At 68.5% G+C, this 15760-nt stretch carries 18 protein-coding genes; 12 read left to right on the forward strand and 6 right to left on the reverse strand.

Going from position 1 to position 15760, the window contains the following annotated elements; translation table 11 throughout:
• Positions 1-20: 20 nt before the first annotated feature.
• Positions 21-719: an aspartate/glutamate racemase family protein gene (locus QPR87_RS06305; RefSeq protein ID WP_285048783.1), complete on the reverse strand. Its 699-nt coding sequence runs from the start codon at positions 717-719 to the stop codon at positions 21-23.
• 136 nt (positions 720-855) lie between these two features.
• Here QPR87_RS06305 and QPR87_RS06310 point away from each other — a divergent pair, with 136 nt between their 5' ends.
• From QPR87_RS06310 to QPR87_RS06365, 12 genes are all read left to right on the forward strand, one after another.
• Entirely contained in the window at positions 856-1536 is a 681-nt protein-coding gene (locus QPR87_RS06310) for a GntR family transcriptional regulator (RefSeq protein WP_011747025.1), read from the forward strand.
• Between the two features lie 53 nt (positions 1537-1589).
• Positions 1590-2174 carry a hypothetical protein gene (locus QPR87_RS06315; protein WP_011747026.1) on the forward strand — a complete coding sequence of 195 codons (585 nt, stop codon included), beginning with the start codon at positions 1590-1592 and terminating at the stop codon, positions 2172-2174.
• A gap of 79 nt (positions 2175-2253) precedes the next feature.
• A complete protein-coding gene (gene ybgC, locus QPR87_RS06320; protein ID WP_285048784.1) occupies positions 2254-2658 on the forward strand; it encodes a tol-pal system-associated acyl-CoA thioesterase in 405 nt (134 codons plus the stop codon).
• Positions 2659-2759: 101 nt separating this feature from the next.
• Positions 2760-3455, forward strand: a complete 696-nt coding sequence (tolQ, locus tag QPR87_RS06325; RefSeq protein ID WP_011747028.1) for a protein TolQ — start codon at positions 2760-2762, stop codon at positions 3453-3455.
• Between the two features lies 1 nt (position 3456).
• Entirely contained in the window at positions 3457-3921 is a 465-nt protein-coding gene (locus tag QPR87_RS06330) for an ExbD/TolR family protein (RefSeq protein WP_011747029.1), read from the forward strand.
• A gap of 3 nt (positions 3922-3924) precedes the next feature.
• Positions 3925-5469: a cell envelope integrity protein TolA gene (gene tolA, locus QPR87_RS06335; protein ID WP_285048785.1), complete on the forward strand. Its 1545-nt coding sequence runs from the start codon at positions 3925-3927 to the stop codon at positions 5467-5469.
• A 58-nt stretch (positions 5470-5527) separates the two neighbouring features.
• A complete protein-coding gene (tolB, locus tag QPR87_RS06340; protein WP_041529768.1) occupies positions 5528-6856 on the forward strand; it encodes a Tol-Pal system beta propeller repeat protein TolB in 1329 nt (442 codons plus the stop codon).
• Positions 6857-6878: 22 nt separating this feature from the next.
• Complete coding sequence (gene pal, locus QPR87_RS06345; RefSeq protein ID WP_041529769.1) at positions 6879-7388, forward strand: peptidoglycan-associated lipoprotein Pal; 510 nt, start codon at positions 6879-6881, stop codon at positions 7386-7388.
• Entirely contained in the window at positions 7388-8314 is a 927-nt protein-coding gene (locus QPR87_RS06350) for a tetratricopeptide repeat protein (protein WP_041529770.1), read from the forward strand. Before pal ends, QPR87_RS06350 begins: the two co-directional genes overlap by 1 nt.
• The gene (gene tilS, locus QPR87_RS06355; protein WP_285048786.1) at positions 8304-9533 is read left to right on the forward strand and encodes a tRNA lysidine(34) synthetase TilS; all 1230 of its coding nucleotides are present in this window, start codon (positions 8304-8306) and stop codon (positions 9531-9533) included. Before QPR87_RS06350 ends, tilS begins: the two co-directional genes overlap by 11 nt.
• A 60-nt stretch (positions 9534-9593) precedes the next feature.
• Entirely contained in the window at positions 9594-11492 is a 1899-nt protein-coding gene (ftsH, locus tag QPR87_RS06360) for an ATP-dependent zinc metalloprotease FtsH (RefSeq protein WP_285048814.1), read from the forward strand.
• A gap of 328 nt (positions 11493-11820) precedes the next feature.
• Complete coding sequence (locus tag QPR87_RS06365; protein ID WP_011747036.1) at positions 11821-12138, forward strand: chorismate mutase; 318 nt, start codon at positions 11821-11823, stop codon at positions 12136-12138.
• Positions 12139-12174: 36 nt separating this feature from the next.
• Here QPR87_RS06365 and QPR87_RS06370 read toward each other — a convergent pair whose 3' ends face one another.
• The 5 genes from QPR87_RS06370 to ruvC are packed head-to-tail and all read right to left on the reverse strand — an operon-like array spanning position 12175 to position 15660.
• Positions 12175-12585, reverse strand: coding sequence for a PaaI family thioesterase (locus QPR87_RS06370; RefSeq protein WP_285048787.1), 411 nt, complete (start codon positions 12583-12585; stop codon positions 12175-12177).
• Positions 12578-13603, reverse strand: coding sequence for a Holliday junction branch migration DNA helicase RuvB (gene ruvB, locus QPR87_RS06375; RefSeq protein WP_011747038.1), 1026 nt, complete (start codon positions 13601-13603; stop codon positions 12578-12580). Before ruvB ends, QPR87_RS06370 begins: the two co-directional genes overlap by 8 nt.
• On the reverse strand, positions 13600-14478 hold the full coding sequence (gene htpX, locus QPR87_RS06380) for a zinc metalloprotease HtpX (protein WP_285048788.1): 879 nt from the start codon (positions 14476-14478) through the stop codon (positions 13600-13602). Before htpX ends, ruvB begins: the two co-directional genes overlap by 4 nt.
• A 5-nt stretch (positions 14479-14483) precedes the next feature.
• Positions 14484-15155, reverse strand: a complete 672-nt coding sequence (gene ruvA, locus QPR87_RS06385; RefSeq protein WP_104491280.1) for a Holliday junction branch migration protein RuvA — start codon at positions 15153-15155, stop codon at positions 14484-14486.
• Between the two features lie 10 nt (positions 15156-15165).
• Positions 15166-15660 carry a crossover junction endodeoxyribonuclease RuvC gene (gene ruvC, locus QPR87_RS06390; RefSeq protein WP_285048789.1) on the reverse strand — a complete coding sequence of 165 codons (495 nt, stop codon included), beginning with the start codon at positions 15658-15660 and terminating at the stop codon, positions 15166-15168.
• Positions 15661-15760 lie beyond the last annotated feature (100 nt).

The following is a 15760-nucleotide window of genomic DNA, read 5'->3' on the forward strand; positions in this document are numbered from 1 at the left end:
CTCCTCCCTTTCGTGCTTCCCTATTTTTCGTTGGGGAAAGCGTAGGCGTTGATCTTGCTGGTCTTCAGTCCCGCGCCCACCAGCGCCTCGATCATGCGGGTCGCGACGCTGACGCCGTCGATGACGGGAATGCCGGTTTCCTCGCTGAGCCAGGCCGTCAGGTCGGCCATGCCGGCGCAGCCCAGAACCACGGCTTCGCAGCGGTCCTCGCGGATGGCGCACAGGATTTCGTCGCGCACCTTGATGCGTGCGTTCGAGCCGGGCTCCTCCAGCGCCAGCACCGGGATCGCCGCCGAACGCACGCGGCGGCATTGATGCGACATGCCGTAGCCGTGGATCAGGTGCTCGATCACCGGGACCGAGCGCGGCAGCGTGGTCACGACGGAAAACGAGGTCGCCAGCATGCTGGCCGCCTTTACCGCGGCCTCGCAGATGCCCAGCACCGGGCCGCTGGCCAGTTCGCGGCAGGCGGCGATGCCCGGATCGTCGAAGCAGGCGACGACGATGCCGTCGATTCCCTTCGCCTCGGCTTCGCGGACCCGCGCCATCAGGCCGGGCAGGGACATCGCCTCGTCGTAATGCCCTTCGATGCTGGCGGGCGCACCGGCGGCGGTGGCGCCATGGATCACCGTCCCGGGGCTGGCGACCGCGCGGGCGGCCTCGACGATCTTGTCGGTCATTGACTGGGTCGAGTTCGGATTGACGACCAGGATTTCCACCACTACCTCCATTTATGTTAACAAAGATTGTTAACAAAGATTGTCATCAAGTCAACGGATTTCGTGGCGGCGGTTGCCTGCCCCGGGATTTGCCGGTAATTTCCGGGGGTCGATAAGAAAGAAAAACAGAACGCAGATGGACGCCCAGCCCGAAAGCCAGATTGTCGATGCGGTCCTGAACGCGATTTCCGAGCAGCGCCTTCCCGCCGGGGCAAAGCTGGGCGAGCAGGCGCTGAGCGAGCTGTTCAATTGCAACCGTGCGAATGTCCGGCGCGCGCTGGCCTCTCTGGCTGCCAAGCAGGTCGTCGAGCTGCGTCCCAATCGCGGCGCCTTCGTCGTCACCCCTTCGGCGCAGGAGGCGCGCGAGATATTCCAGGCCCGCCGCGCGATCGAGCGGACCATTGCCCGTCAGGCCGTCGCCCGGGTGCGTGACGAGGATGTCGCCTATCTGCGTGCCAATATCGCCGCCGAGACCGAGGCGCGGGCGCGCCGGGACAAGCCGGCCGAGTTGCGGCTGTCGCAGCAGTTCCACATGTATCTTGCGCGGCTTTCCGGCAACCGCGTGCTGGAACGCTTCCTGGCCGAGCTGACCATGCGCAGCACCCTGATCCTGGGTATGTATCCCAGTGCGAAACATGCTTGCTCGAACTGCGACGACCATGTCGGAATCGTCGATGCCCTGATGGCCCGCGACGAGGAATTGCTGCTGCGCCTGACCGATGAGCACCTGCGCCATCTGGAGGCGGAGCTGAATTTCGATCTTCCGCCCGTGTCCTCGGTCAGCCTGAAGGACCAGCTTCTCGGCTCGCCCGCATAAAGGATCGGACGGCGGCGCTTTCTTCCGCTGCTGGGCCGGGCTAAGGTCGCGGCATGACGCAGACCACCCTGACTCCTGAAGCCATTGCCGGCCTGTTCACCCGCGACGGGCGCTATCTTTGCGCACGCTGGGGGCGGCCGGTGGCGCCGGTCATCTTCGGCCTGGCCGACGACAGCCTGGCGGTGTTTCGCGACGCTCTTCGTGCGGTGCTGGCCCATGCCCGCCATCCGATCGCCGAGACCGATCCCGAGATGGGCGCGAACATGATGACCTTTTTCCTGCGCGGCTGGCAGGAATTGCGCGACCTGCCCGATCTCGACCGGCTGACCGGCCAGCCCGGCCTGGCCGAGCGGCTGCAGGGCAGCGATGCCGACCAGTATCGGCTGTTCCGCTTTGACGCCGACGGTGCCATCCGGGCCTGCATCGGCTTCGTGAACATGGGCGGGCGGCTGGCCGAGGCGCATCCGGGCCAGCTGGCCGAGACCGTCGCCGTGCGCGCCATGCTGAGCTTTGCCCGCGACGTCACGCCGACGCAGGAGCTGGCGGCGCTGATCCGCGCCGCCTATGACCCGGTGATGCCGGCCGTGGCGACCGATCCCTCGCATGCGCTGCGGCTTGCCGCGCGCCTGCGGCAATGACCGTTTGCATGCCGGTCCCCACTCAATATTCTTGCCGGGACTTGCAGCCTTGACCTTTCCCTTGCCAGCCGGGGCCGCCATGCACTGTTTCGCGATCCGCATCTATTACGAGGACACCGACCTTGCCGGGATCGTCTATTATGCGAATTACCTGAAGTTCATCGAGCGCGCGCGGTCGGAATGGCTGCGCGAACTTGGCATCGACCAGGCGGCCTTGCAGCGTGCCGGGCTGGTCTTTGCCGTGCGCCGGGTCGAGGCCGACTACCTGTCGCCCGCCCGTTTCGATGACCTGTTGGCCGTCGAATCGCGGCTTCATGCGCTGAGCCCGGCGCGGATCGTGCTGGACCAGGCGATCGTCCGCGACGGCCGGACGCTGTTCCAGGCCCGCGTTACCCTGGCCTGCTTGACGGCTGCCGGCCGGCCCGCGCGCATCCCGGCCGAGGTGGCGGCGCGGCTTGCGGCGGCCGATCTCGCGGGCAATTGACGCAGAATTGACGCGTCCCGGGGTTGCTCCGCTGGGCGGTTCTGCTAACTGCGCTCTAGCAGAAGCCGCATCTCAGCGGCCCAAAGGACAGGCCGAATTCCATGGAACAACTCGCCGGAGCCGGGCAGCCGGTCGATTTCTCGCTTATCGCGCTGTTCGCGCGCGCCTCGCTGACGGTCCAGATCGTCATGGTGATCCTGATCCTGGCCTCGTTCTGGGCCTGGGCGATCATCATCCAGAAATTCATCAGCTTCAACGCCGCCCGGCGCGAGGCGGACCGCTTCGACCGCGCCTTCTGGTCGGGCCAGCCGCTGGACGATCTCTACGACCGCATCGGCGAGACGCCCTCGGGCCCGGCCGAGCGCATCTTTTCCGCGGGCATGGCCGAATGGCGCCGCAGCCATCGCGACGACGGCAACCTGATCGCCGGCGTGACCGCGCGCATCGACCGCGCCATGAACGTCACCATCAACCGCGAGAACGACCGATTGACGCGCGGCCTGCCTTTCCTGGCCACGGTGGGCTCGACCGCGCCCTTCATCGGGCTGTTCGGCACGGTCTGGGGCATCAAGACCGCCTTCGAGGAAATCGCCATCTCGCAGAACACCTCGCTTGCCGTGGTGGCGCCGGGCATCGCCGAGGCGCTGGTGGCGACGGCGCTTGGCCTGCTTGCGGCGATTCCGGCGGTGATCTTCTACAACAAGCTCAGCTCGGACGCCGACCGCATCACCGGGGGATACGAGACCTTCGCCGACGAATTCTCGACCATCCTCTCGCGCCAGCTGGACGACGAATAAGATGGGTGCCGGGGTCGTCAAACGCAGCCGCAACGGCAAGGGCCGCGCCCGCAGTCAGCCGATGGCGGAAATCAACGTCACGCCCTTCGTGGACGTGATGCTGGTGCTGCTGATCATCTTCATGGTGGCGGCGCCGCTCTTGACCGTGGGCGTGCCGCTGGAACTGCCCAAGACCGCGGCGCAGGCCGTGCCGGCCGAGCCCGAGGAGCCGCTGAGCGTCTCGGTCACGCCCGAGGGGCCGATCTTGGTCATGACCACCGAGGTCCCCGAGGATGAGCTGGTCACCCGGCTGCGCGCCGTCGCCGCCGAGCGGCAGAGCGACAAGATCTATCTGCGCGCCGACGGCTCGATCCCCTATGCGCGGATCATGCAGGTGATGGGGGCGCTGAACGCGGCGGGCTTCAACAATATCGTCCTGGTGACCGAGGCCGGCGGGCCGCGGATGGACGCGGGCACGGACGGCTGAGCCATGGACCGCGCGGAACGCATCGGCTTCTGGGTTTCGGGCTTTGCCCATGCCGGGCTTTTGGGCGCGGCGCTGGTCGGCGGCGCGCTGTTCCGGCCGCAGCCGCTGGAGGCGGTGCGCATGGCCGAGGTCGCCACCATGTCCGAGGCCGAGTTCCAGTCGCTGGCCGCCGCTGCCGCCGGACGCGGGCCGGTATCCGATGCCGCCGCGACCACGCCGGCGCAGCCGCGCCCGCCCGCCGACGAGAACCGGCTGGGCGAGGTCGAGGCGGTCAGTCCCCCGGCCCCCGATGCGCAGGCGGCGGAACTGTCCACGCCTTCGGACCGGCCCGAGGCGCGACCCGACCTGTCGGATTTCCAGACCCCGAACCGGCCCGTCGCCGTGGCGACAGATGCGCCGCGTCCTGCCGAGCCCGAGAATACGGTCGAACTGGCGGCGTTGCCGCAGAGCAGCGACCGGCCCGATCCGGCGCGCAACCCGGCGCAGCCGCAATCCCCGGCGCCGATTCCGCAGCGTTCCGCGCTGGCGCCGGTCGAATCCTCGCGCCCCCGCGGTCGCCCCGAAGGGCTGGCCGAGGCCGTCCAGGCCCGCCGCGCCGCCGCCGATGCTGCGCGCCAGCGCGAGCAACTGCTGGCCCGGCAAGAGGCCGAGGCTGCCGCCGAACGCGCCGCGGCCGCCAAGGCCGATGAGGCCGCCGCCCGTCGTGCCGCCGAAGAACGCGCCCGCGAGGAACGCCGCGAGGCCGAGCGCAGCCGCGCCGACGCGGAAGCCGCCCGCAAGGCCGAAGAGGCCGAGGCGCGCGCGCGCCGTCAGGCTGCTGCCCAGGCAGCCGAGAAGACCGCCGCCGAGGAGGCCGCGGCGGAAAAACGCGCTGCCGAGCGCAAGGCCGAGGCCGAACGCCGCGCCGCTGCGGAGAAAGCGGCTGCGGAGAAAGCGGCTGCGGAGAAGGCTGCCGCCGAAAAGGCCGCTGCTGAAAAGGCCGAGGCGGAACGGAAGGCCGCCGAGGCCAAGGCCCGCAAGGAAGCCGAGGAAAAGGCCGCGGCCGAAAAAGCCGCCGCCGAGAAGAAGGCGGCCGAGAAGGCTGCCGCCGAGGCCAAGGCCCGCGAACAGGCCGAGGCCGAGCGCAAGGCCGCCGAGGCCGCCAAGCAGGCCGCACTGAAAGAGGCGATGCAGGACCAGGGCTCGGCCGGGTCGGGCGGCGGCGGGGCGGCGGCCAGCGGCCCCCCGCTGAGCCAGGGCGAGAAGGATGGCTTCCGCGTCGCGGTCGAGCAATGCTGGAACCGCGGCTCGCTCTCGACCGAGGCCAGCCGGACCACGGTTTCGGTGCAGTTCTCGATGGCCCCGGACGGCACGGTCGAAAAGGGCTCGCTGCGCATGATCGGCCATGACGGCGGTTCGGATGCGGCGGCGAAACAGGCCTATGAGGCCGCGCGCCGGGCGATCCTGATGTGCGAAAAGGGCGGCTACAAGCTGCCGCCCGAGAAATACAACCGCTGGAAGGATGTCATCATCGACTTCAACGCCAGCGGCGGTGCGCGGGTGAAGTGACATGGCATCTCTCCGTGCAACGCTCTATCCTGCAGCCAAGACCTCCAGAGGGCGAAACATGTTGCGTAAATTCCTGCTGACTTCCGTCATGGCCCTTGCCGGCTTTGGTCTTGCCGCGCCCGTGCTGGCGCAGGACGGGCCGTTGCGGATCGAGATCACCGATGGCGTGATCGAGCCGATGCCCTTTGCCATCGCCCGCTTTCACGACGAGGGCGGGGCGGGCGAATACCTGGCGCAGGTGCAGAACCTGATTGCCGCCGACCTGACCGGCACCGGCCTTTTCCGCGAGATCCCGGCCAGCGCCCATATCGCGCGTCCCGAAAGCTTCGAGGCGCCCGTGTCCTACGAGGACTGGAAGGCGATCAACGCGCAGGCGCTGATCACCGGCTCGGTCAAGGTCCAGGGCGGCAAGGTCGTCGTCAAGTTCCGCCTGTTCGACGTCTTTGCCGGCCAGCCGCTGGGCGACGGCATGCAGTTCGATGCCTCGACCGGCAACTGGCGCCGCGCCGCGCACAAGGCCGCCGACCAGGTCTATTCGCGGCTGACGGGCGAGGGCCCCTATTTCGACAGCCGCGTCGCCTTCGTGCAGGAGACCGGCCCCAAGGACGCGCGCCGCAAGCGCATCGGCATCATGGATTACGACGGCGCCAACGTGAAATGGCTGACCGACGATTCGACGCTGGTCCTGAAGCCGCGTTTTTCGCCGGACGGTTCGCGGCTGCTTTACACCAGCTATGCCACGGGCTTCCCGCAGGCGATGATGATGGACGTGAACTCGCTCGCCGCCCGCCAGCTTGGCGCGGGCCAGCAGGGCACGATGAGCTTTTCGCCCCGCTTTTCGCCGGACGGGCGCTGGATCGTCTATTCGCTGGAACAGAACGGCAATACCGACATCTACCAGATGGACGCCGCCACCGGCGCGCAGCGGGCGCTGACCAACGCCCCGTCGATCGAGACCTCGCCCAGCTACAGCCCCGACGGCAAGCAGATCGTGTTCGAGAGCGACCGCTCGGGCACGCCGCAGCTTTACGTCATGGGCGCGAACGGGGGCGAACCGCGGCGGATCAGCTTTGGCGAGGGGCGCTATGGCACCCCGGTCTGGTCGCCGCGCGGCGACATGATCGCCTTTACCCGGCAGGTCGGCGGCAAGTTCCACATCGGCGTGATGCGCACCGACGGTTCGGAAGAAAAAATGCTGACGGAATCGTTCCTTGACGAGGGACCGACTTGGGCCCCCAATGGGCGCGTCGTGATGTTCACGCGGGTGACTCCGGGCGGCGACGGCCAGCCGCGCCTGCATTCGGTGGATATCACGGGGCGCAACATGCGTCCGGTCAAGATCAACGGCGCAGCTTCGGACCCCGATTGGGGGCCGCTGCTGCCCTGAATTGCGTGAGATGGACAGGATAATGAAAACTTTCATGAAAATTGCCGCGGTTGGCGCCATTCTCGCGCTGGCGGCCTGCGCCCGGCCCGCGCAGGACATGCAGATCCAGGACCCCTATGCCGGTGCGGGCGGCGCCTCGGGCGTCGGCGCCTCGGTGCTGCCGGGCAGCGCCGAGTATTTCAAGGCCAGCGTCGGCGACACGGTCCTGTTCCCGCTGGACCAGTCCACCCTGACCCCCGAGGCGCGGGTGATCCTGGCCAATCAGGCCGGTTGGCTGAACCAGAATGCCGGTTTCGCCGCGGTGATCGAGGGCCATGCCGATGAGCAGGGCACCCGCGAATACAACCTCGCCCTGGGTGCGCGCCGGGCGAATTCGGTGCAGGAATACCTGATTTCGCAAGGCATCGCGCCGGGTCGGCTGCGCACCGTCAGCTATGGCAAGGAGCGCCCGCTGGCGATCTGCTCGACCGAGGAATGCTTTACCAAGAACCGCCGTGCCGTGACGGTGGTCAGCCCCGGGGCGGGCATGTGATGGCTGCCCGGGGTTTCAGGGGGTTGCTTCTCGCGGCGGGGCTCGCGCTGGCGGCCTGGCCCGTGGCGGCGCAGGACGCACAGACCCTGGCCGACATCCGGACCGAGCTGAACCAGCTTTCGGCGGACCTGCAAAGTCTGCGCGCGCAGCTCGTCGCCTCGGGGCCGGCGGGCTTTGCGGCGGCGGGCGGCGACAGCGCCATCGACCGCATGAACGCCATGGAGGCGCGGCTGGCGCAATTGACCGGCCAGACCGAGCAGCTCCAGAACCGCATCGACCGCATCGTCAGGGACGGCACCACCCGCATCGGCGACATCGAGTTCCGCCTTTGCGAGATGGAGGAGGGCTGCGACCTTGGCAGCCTGACCACGCCGACGCTGGGCGCGCAGGGCGGCGGGTCGGCACCCTTGCCGTCTTCGGACCAGCAGGGTGCGCTGACACAGTCCAAACCCCCTTCGGCCGGGGCTGCCGCGACCGCGGCGGAAAAGGCCGATTTCGACCGGGCCCGGGAGGTGCTCGGTCAAGGTGACTTTCGTCGTGCTGCAGAGCTCTTTGCGGCCATTGCCGAAACCCATGTTGGCGGCCCGCTGACCGCCGAGGCGCTGTTCCTGCGCGGGACGGCGCTTGATTCCGCAGGCGATCTGGAAGGGGCGGGCGTGGCCTGGCTGGAAAGCTTTGCCGCCAACCCGAACGGGCCGCAGGCGGCGGATGCGCTGCTGGGCCTGTCGCGGGCCATGTCGGCCAAGGCCGGCCCGCAGGAAGGCTGCTTCTATCTTCAGGAAATCATCGCCCGCTTCCCCAGCGCTCCGCAGGCTGCCGAGGCCGAGCGGCGCATCGCCGATACCGGCTGCGACGCGCCGGTCGATGAGGACCCTGCCGGGGAGTTGGACCCCGAGGCTGCGGCGGATCTGGCGGATGACGGCTAAGCCGGTCGCGGCGCGGGTTCACGCCGCGCTGGACCGTCTGGCCGGCCATCGCCCCACGCTTGGCATTGCCCTGTCGGGCGGCGGCGATTCCACCGCCCTGATGCATCTGGCCCATGGCTGGGGCCGTGCGCGCCTGCTGGCGGCGACGGTCGATCACGGGTTGCGTCCCGGCTCGGCCGACGAGGCGCGGCAGGCCGGGCTGGCTGCTGCCGCCCTGGGCATCCCCCATGAAACGCTGCGCTGGACGCGCCAGGGCGGCGGCAACCTGATGGCGGCGGCGCGCGAGGCGCGGCTGCAATTGCTGGCCGGTTGGGCCGGGCGGCACGGGCTGTCCGCCGTGCTTCTGGGCCATACGCTGGACGATCAGGCCGAGACGCTGCTGATGCGCCTGAACCGGGGCGCCGGGATGGATGGACTGTCGGCCATGGCCCCTATGCGCGAGGCGTTCGGCGTGACCTGGCTGCGCCCCATGCTGGAGATCGGCCGCGCCGATCTGCGGCACTGGCTGGCCGCGCGCGGGCTGGGTTGGGCCGACGACCCCTCGAACGAGAACGAGGATTTCGAGCGGGTGCGGGTCCGCAAGGCTATCGCAGCGCTGGACCTGCCGATGCGGCAGCTGGCGCAATCGGCGGCGAATCTGGCCATGGCGCGGGATGCATTGTGCGACTTTGCTTCGCGGGTGGCCGAGGGCGCGCAAAGCCGCGCCGGATCGCTGGCGCTGCCGCTGGACGCCTTTCGCGCAGCGCCGCTGGAGATCCGGCGGCGGCTTCTTGTCGCAGGGCTGCGCTTTGTCGGCGGTTCCGATTACCCGCCCCGGCGCGGGCCGCTGCTGCATGCGCTGGCGGTGCTGGAGGACGGCGGGCGGCTGACGCTGGAGGGCGTGATCGCCGAGCCGCGCGACGGTTTTCTGTGGCTGGTCCGCGAACCCGCCGCCGCCCTGCGCAGTCCCGCCGCCGAGGGCGCCGAGGTGATCTGGGACCGGCGCTGGCAGGTCGCTTGCCTGCGGCCCGGCGATCAGGTGCGCGCGCTTGGTCATGAGCCGCTGCCGGGATTCGACTGGCGCGGCGCCGGGCTGATGCGGGACGAGGCCGCGGCCAGCCCCGGCATCTGGGCGGGGGACCGGCTGATCGCGGCGCCGGTGCTGCGTCCCGCCCCGGGATATGGCGCAAAGCCGCTGCGCGGGGTGAAGGAATTCCGCGCCCTGCTCTATACGCATTGAACCTGACGCCGGAATCCCTATTTTCAAGCGAAAGCCTGTTTACCCGCGGAGGACATGCCTTTGGGCAACGCGCGCAATATCGCCTTCTGGGTCGTGCTGTTTCTGATGATCCTGGCGCTGTTCAATCTGTTCAGCGACGGATCGGCCCAGATGAACAGCCGCCAGATCAGCTATTCCGATTTCATCCAGCGGGTGGAAAAGGATGAGATCTCCGCCGTCACCATAGATGGCGAGAATGTCGGCATCACCGACAAGGACGGCAAGCTGTTCGCCACCGTCCGGCCGCAGGGCGAGGAGCTCGCGAACCGCCTGATCGACCGGGGCGTCGACGTCAAGGTCGAGCGCCAGCAGCAATCGGGCTTCATGTCGCTTCTGGGCGTCTGGCTGCCCTTCATCCTGCTGATCGGCGTGTGGATCTTCTTCATGAATCGGATGCAGGGCGGCGGCAAGGGCGGGGCCATGGGCTTTGGCAAGTCGCGTGCCAAGCTCTTGACGGAAAAGCATGGCCGCGTGACCTTCGACGACGTGGCCGGCATCGACGAGGCCAAGGAGGAACTGGAGGAGATCGTCGAATTCCTGCGCAACCCGCAGAAATTCAGCCGCCTGGGCGGCAAGATCCCGAAAGGCGCGCTGCTGGTCGGCCCGCCCGGCACCGGCAAGACGCTGCTCGCCCGCGCCATCGCCGGCGAGGCGGGGGTGCCGTTCTTTACCATCTCGGGTTCTGATTTCGTGGAGATGTTCGTCGGCGTCGGTGCCTCGCGCGTGCGCGACATGTTCGAACAGGCCAAGAAATCCGCCCCCTGCATCGTCTTCATCGACGAGATCGACGCGGTGGGCCGTGCCCGCGGCGTCGGCATCGGCGGCGGCAACGACGAGCGCGAGCAGACGCTGAACCAGCTGCTGGTCGAGATGGACGGCTTCGACGCCAACGAGGGCGTCATCATCATCGCCGCCACCAACCGCAAGGACGTGCTGGACCCGGCCTTGCTTCGTCCCGGCCGCTTCGACCGCCAGATCTATGTCCCGAACCCCGACATCAAGGGCCGCGAAAAGATCCTTGGCGTGCATTCGCGCAAGGTGCCTGTCGGTCCCGACGTGGACCTGCGCATCATCGCGCGCGGCACGCCGGGCTTTTCCGGCGCCGACCTGATGAACCTGGTGAACGAGGCCGCCCTGATGGCCGCGCGCATCGGCCGCCGCTTCGTCACCATGGAGGATTTCGAGAACGCCAAGGACAAGGTGATGCTGGGTGTCGAGCGCCGCAGCATGGTCCTGACCCCCGAGCAGAAGGAAAAGACCGCCTATCACGAGGCCGGCCATGCCATCGTCGGCCTGTCGCTGCCGAAATGCGACCCGGTCTACAAGGCGACGATCATTCCGCGCGGCGGCGCGCTTGGCATGGTGGTCAGCCTGCCCGAAATGGACCGGCTGAACTATCACAAGGACGAGGCCAAGCAGAAGCTGGCCATGACCATGGCCGGCAAGGCGGCCGAGATCATCAAATACGGCGAGGAGGGCGTCTCGAACGGCCCGGCCGGCGACATCCAGCAGGCCAGCCAGCTAGCTCGCGCCATGGTGATGCGCTGGGGCATGTCCGACAAGGTCGGCAACATCGACTATGCCGAGGCGCATGAGGGCTATTCCGGCAATACCGGCGGCTTCTCGGTTTCGGCGGCGACCAAGGAGCTGATCGAGAAAGAGGTCCATGACCTCATCGAAGAGGGTTATCGCGAAGCCTACCGCATCCTGATCGAGAAGGAGGAAGAGTTCGAGCGCCTCGCCAAGGGGCTCCTCGAATACGAGACCCTGACCGGCGAGGATATCGGCCGGGTGATCCGGGGCGAGCCGCTGGGCGGCGACGACGATGCGCCCGGCTCCACGATTCCGTCGGTCAGCGCGATTCCGCGGGCAGGGGCGGCCAAGCCAGCGCCTGATGCGGCGCCCCAGCCCCAAGGCTGAACGCGTATTGGAAACAGGGAAACCCCCGGGCGCAGGTCCGGGGGCTTTGCATTGGCGAAAGCTGAACGGGGCTGCGACTGGTCAGAGCAGCAGAAGCGCCACGGCACCCAGGGCCACGCCCAGGCCGAAACCCACATTGATCACGAAGCTGGCAACCTTCATCCGGTGACCTCGCAAGAAACGGGGAAGATCCCCTTTTGTCAGTTGAAACCAGAACGCCGATTCTCGCCATGCCGTTCCGTCTTGAGCGGAAATCCGCCGATCGACTGCGGTAATTTGGCTACAGCCGGGGCTTGCGTAGGACGGCGGGGCGGGGCATGGGACGGGCATGAGCCGATCCGAACCTGAACTGCCGCCGAACTCTGCCATGCATGAATTGCGCACGCGCATCGACGCGCTGGATGCGCGGCTGGTGGCGCTTCTGGCCGAGCGTTCGGCCCTGATCGACGAAGCGGCGCGGATCAAGGCCCGCGAGAATCTGCCGGCCCGCATCGACAGCCGCGTCGAGGAGGTTGCCGCCAATGCCCGCACCCTGGCGGCCGAGCATGGGCTGGACCCAGACCTGGCCGAGCAACTCTGGCGCGTGATGATGGAGCATTTCATCGCCCAGGAGGACCGGGTGCTTTCCGTCCCGAAGCAAGGCTAGGCGGCAAGCCTGCCGCAGATCAGGCCCCGACAAGCGTCAGACCGGGATCATCGTGCCCTGCAGCATGGCGACATGCTTGCGCGTCTTGCCGGTTTCGGCCCAGACATCGGCGGTGACGACCATGATGCGGCGGCCGGGGCGGATCACCCGGCCCTCGGCCACCAGCTGGTCGCCGGTCGCGGGGGACATCAGGTTGATCTTCATCTCGACCGTCATGACCTCGGCTGCCTCGGGCATCAGGGTCAGCGCGGCGTAGCCCGCGGCCGAATCGCCGATGCTGAAGGTCAGGCCGGCATGGCCCGCGCCATGTTGTTGCAGCGATGTGGGCAGGATCGGCGCGGTGATGGCGATTCGCCCGGGTTCGATCAGGGCAAGCCGCGCGCCCAGCGTGCGCATCATGCTCTGGCGGTCGAAACTGGTGCGGATGCGGCTTTCCAGGTCATTCATCGAACAGGCTCTCCTGCGTGCGGGGGGCGTCGAGGCCCAGATGCCGCCAGCCGAGCCGCGCCAGCATCCGGCCGCGTGGGGTGCGGCTGACCAGCCCCTGTTGCATCAGATAGGGCTCGATCACTTCCTCGATGGAATCGCGGCTTTCCGACAGCGCGGCCGAAAGCGTCTCGACCCCGACCGGGCCGCCGCCGTAATGCTCGGCCATCAGCGTCAGATAGCGGCGGTCGGCGGTGTCGAGCCCCAGGTGATCGACACCAAGCCGGGTCAGGGCCGAATCGGCGATCTTGCGGGTCAGTCGGCCGTCGCCCTCGACCAGCGCGAAGTCGACCACCCGGCGCAGCAGGCGGCCGGCGATGCGCGGCGTGCCGCGGGCGCGGCGGGCGATCTCGCGCGTGCCCTCGGGTTCCGAGGGGATGCCCATCAGCCGGGCGCCGCGGGTCACGATCAGGTCGAGCTCCTCGATGGTATAGAATTGCAGCCGCGTCGGGATGCCGAAGCGGTCGCGCAGCGGCGTGGTCAGCAGGCCAAGGCGGGTGGTGGCGCCGACCAGGGTAAAGGGTTGCAGCTCGATCCGTACGGTTCGCGCCGCCGGCCCCTCGCCGATCACCAGGTCCAGCTCGAAATCCTCCATCGCCGGATAGAGGATCTCTTCGACCGCCGGGTTCATGCGGTGGATCTCGTCGATGAATAGCACGTCGCGAGCTTCCAGATTGGTCAGGATCGCGGCGAGATCGCCCGCGCGCGCCAGCACCGGGCCGGAGGTCATCTTGAAGTTGACGCCCAGCTCGCGCGCCATGATCTGCGCCAGCGTGGTCTTGCCAAGGCCGGGCGGGCCGTGGAACAGCGTGTGATCCATGGCCTTGCCCCGCATCCGGGCGCTTTCGATGAAGACGCGCAGGTTCGCCCGCGCCTCGGCCTGGCCGACGAAATCTTCCAGCCGTTGCGGGCGCAGCGCGCGGTCCTCGCCGTCGCTTTCCAGCGGTTCGGGGCGCAGCATCGGGTCGGGCTGGCTCATCGCGTGCCCCAGGGGCCCGAGGCCGGGGCGCCCGAGGCCATGGCCTGCAGCCGGGCGATGCGCTCTTCGGTCGGCGGGTGGGTGGCGAAAAGGCGGTCCATGCGCAGCGCGTGCAGCGGGTTCACGATGAACATGCTGGCCGAGGCGGGGTTCCTTTCGGCCGGGATGTTCACAACCTGGCCTGCCGCGCGCGAGATCTTGGCCAGCGCGCCGGCCAGCGCCATCGGCCGGCCGCAGATCTCGGCGCCCATGCGGTCGGCCTCGTATTCGCGGGTGCGCGAGATCGCCATCTGCACCAGCCCCGCCGCCATGGGCGCGAAGATCATGGCGAGGATCGCCGCCAGCCCGCTGCCGCGATTGTCGTCGCGCCCGCCGAACATGGACGAAAACATCAGCATGTTGCCCAGCATGGCGATGGCGCCGGCCATGGTGGCGGTGACGGTCATGGTCAGCGTGTCGCGATGCTTGATATGCGCCAGCTCATGCGCGATCACGCCGGCCAGCTCGTCGCGGTTCAGCACCCGCATGATGCCCTGCGTCACCGCGACGGCGGCGTTTTCCGGGTTGCGGCCGGTGGCGAAGGCGTTGGGCTGTTCGGTTTCCAGCACATAGACCTTGGGCATCGGCAGGTTCGCGCGCTGCGCCAGCGCCGCCACCATGTCGACCAGTTCCGGCGCCTGCTGGCGGGTGACCAGATGCGCGCCCTGCTGGCGCAGGACCATCTTGTCGCTGTTCCACCAGGCGAAGAGATTGCCCGCCCCGGCGATCACCAGTGCGATCACCGCTCCGCCCCGGCCGCCGATCAGCCCGCCCATGCCCATGACCAGTGCGGTCAGGGCGGCCATCAGGATGAAGGTGCGCAGGTTCCCGGTCATCGTCCTTACTCCTTGGGCGCCAGCAGCCGCAGGGCTGCGCGGATCAACGCCGCGGTCGGCGCGGCGGGTTCCCGTGCCGCAGCCTCGGCCACCGCCGATGCGGCCTCGGACGGAGCATAACCCAGATTCCCCAGGGCCGAGAGCGCATCCGCCGTCGTCTGCGCCGAAGAGGGCGCCGCTTTTGCCGGGACTGGCGCGGGGACGGCGGCCTCGACCAGCTCGACCTCGGGCAGCGGGCCGGGATCGACAGTCAGCGCCCCGCCAAGCGCCATGACGGCCGGCGCCTTGTCCTTGAGCTCCATCACCACGCGCTGCGCCAGTTTCGGGCCGACGCCGGGGGCTTTCCTCAGCGCCGACCAGTCGCCAAGCGCCAGCGCGCGCGACAGCCCGTCCGGTCCCAGCGTGCCCAGGATCGCCAGCGCCACCTTGGCGCCGACGCCCTGCACCGAGGTCAGCAGCCGGTGCCATTCCTTTTCCAGAAGCGTGGGAAAGCCGAACAGCTGCAACAGGTCCTCGCGCACCAGCAATTCGGTGTAAAGCGCGGTCGCCTGCCCGGCAGGGGGCAGGTTGGCGGCGGTGCGTTCGCTGACATGGACGATGTAGCCCACGCCGCGCACGTCGATCAGCACATGGTCCTGCGCGCGATGCAGGATCACTCCGGCGATGCGTCCGATCATTGCCCGGCCCTCATGCGCTTGCCTTGATTCGCAAGGCGCGGCCCTGCAGGTGATGGGCGTGACAGATCGCCACGGCCAGGGCATCGGCGGCGTCCGGCCCGGCGAATTCGACGCCGGGCAGCATGAAGCGGACCATGTGCTGGATCTGCTCCTTGGCGGCATGGCCGACGCCGACCACGGCCTTCTTGACCGCGTTCGGGGCGTATTCGCCGATCTCCAGCCCCGCCTCGGCCGGGGCCAGGAGGGCGATGCCGCGCGCCTGCCCCAGCTTGAGCGTGCCGAGCGCGTCCTTGTTCACGAAGGTCTGCTCGACCGCGGCGGCATCGGGGGCGTGCCGGGCGATCACCGCGCAAAGCCCGCGATAAAGCGCGGCAAGGCGCGGTCCCAGATCGCCCGCCTCGGAATGGACGATGCCATTGTCCAGATGCCGCAGGCGCGGCCCCTCGACCGCGATCACCCCCCAGCCCATGTTCCGCAGGCCGGGGTCTATGCCGATGATCTTCATGCCTGTTCCCTTGTTTTGGCCAAGGGTTAGCACGAAAGGCGAACATCGCCTAGTTGCTTTGTCATTGGCTTGACATCGGAGCCCCCCGCCGCGAACAGAG

The organism is Paracoccus sp. SSJ, assembly GCF_030234105.1.
Classification (GTDB): domain Bacteria; phylum Pseudomonadota; class Alphaproteobacteria; order Rhodobacterales; family Rhodobacteraceae; genus Paracoccus; species Paracoccus denitrificans.

Coding starts and splice junctions, on each gene's coding strand:
- ruvC (WP_285048789.1), bottom strand. CDS start 15,660: ATGAAGATCATCGGCATAGACCCCGGCCTGCGGAACATGGGCTGGGGG.
- QPR87_RS06330 (WP_011747029.1), top strand. CDS start 3,457: ATGGGTGCCGGGGTCGTCAAACGCAGCCGCAACGGCAAGGGCCGCGCC.
- QPR87_RS06310 (WP_011747025.1), top strand. CDS start 856: ATGGACGCCCAGCCCGAAAGCCAGATTGTCGATGCGGTCCTGAACGCG.
- ybgC (WP_285048784.1), top strand. CDS start 2,254: ATGCACTGTTTCGCGATCCGCATCTATTACGAGGACACCGACCTTGCC.
- pal (WP_041529769.1), top strand. CDS start 6,879: ATGAAAACTTTCATGAAAATTGCCGCGGTTGGCGCCATTCTCGCGCTG.
- tolA (WP_285048785.1), top strand. CDS start 3,925: ATGGACCGCGCGGAACGCATCGGCTTCTGGGTTTCGGGCTTTGCCCAT.
- QPR87_RS06350 (WP_041529770.1), top strand. CDS start 7,388: ATGGCTGCCCGGGGTTTCAGGGGGTTGCTTCTCGCGGCGGGGCTCGCG.
- ruvA (WP_104491280.1), bottom strand. CDS start 15,155: ATGATCGGACGCATCGCCGGAGTGATCCTGCATCGCGCGCAGGACCAT.
- htpX (WP_285048788.1), bottom strand. CDS start 14,478: ATGACCGGGAACCTGCGCACCTTCATCCTGATGGCCGCCCTGACCGCA.
- QPR87_RS06370 (WP_285048787.1), bottom strand. CDS start 12,585: ATGAATGACCTGGAAAGCCGCATCCGCACCAGTTTCGACCGCCAGAGC.
- QPR87_RS06315 (WP_011747026.1), top strand. CDS start 1,590: ATGACGCAGACCACCCTGACTCCTGAAGCCATTGCCGGCCTGTTCACC.
- tilS (WP_285048786.1), top strand. CDS start 8,304: ATGACGGCTAAGCCGGTCGCGGCGCGGGTTCACGCCGCGCTGGACCGT.
- QPR87_RS06365 (WP_011747036.1), top strand. CDS start 11,821: ATGAGCCGATCCGAACCTGAACTGCCGCCGAACTCTGCCATGCATGAA.
- tolB (WP_041529768.1), top strand. CDS start 5,528: ATGTTGCGTAAATTCCTGCTGACTTCCGTCATGGCCCTTGCCGGCTTT.
- ruvB (WP_011747038.1), bottom strand. CDS start 13,603: ATGAGCCAGCCCGACCCGATGCTGCGCCCCGAACCGCTGGAAAGCGAC.
- tolQ (WP_011747028.1), top strand. CDS start 2,760: ATGGAACAACTCGCCGGAGCCGGGCAGCCGGTCGATTTCTCGCTTATC.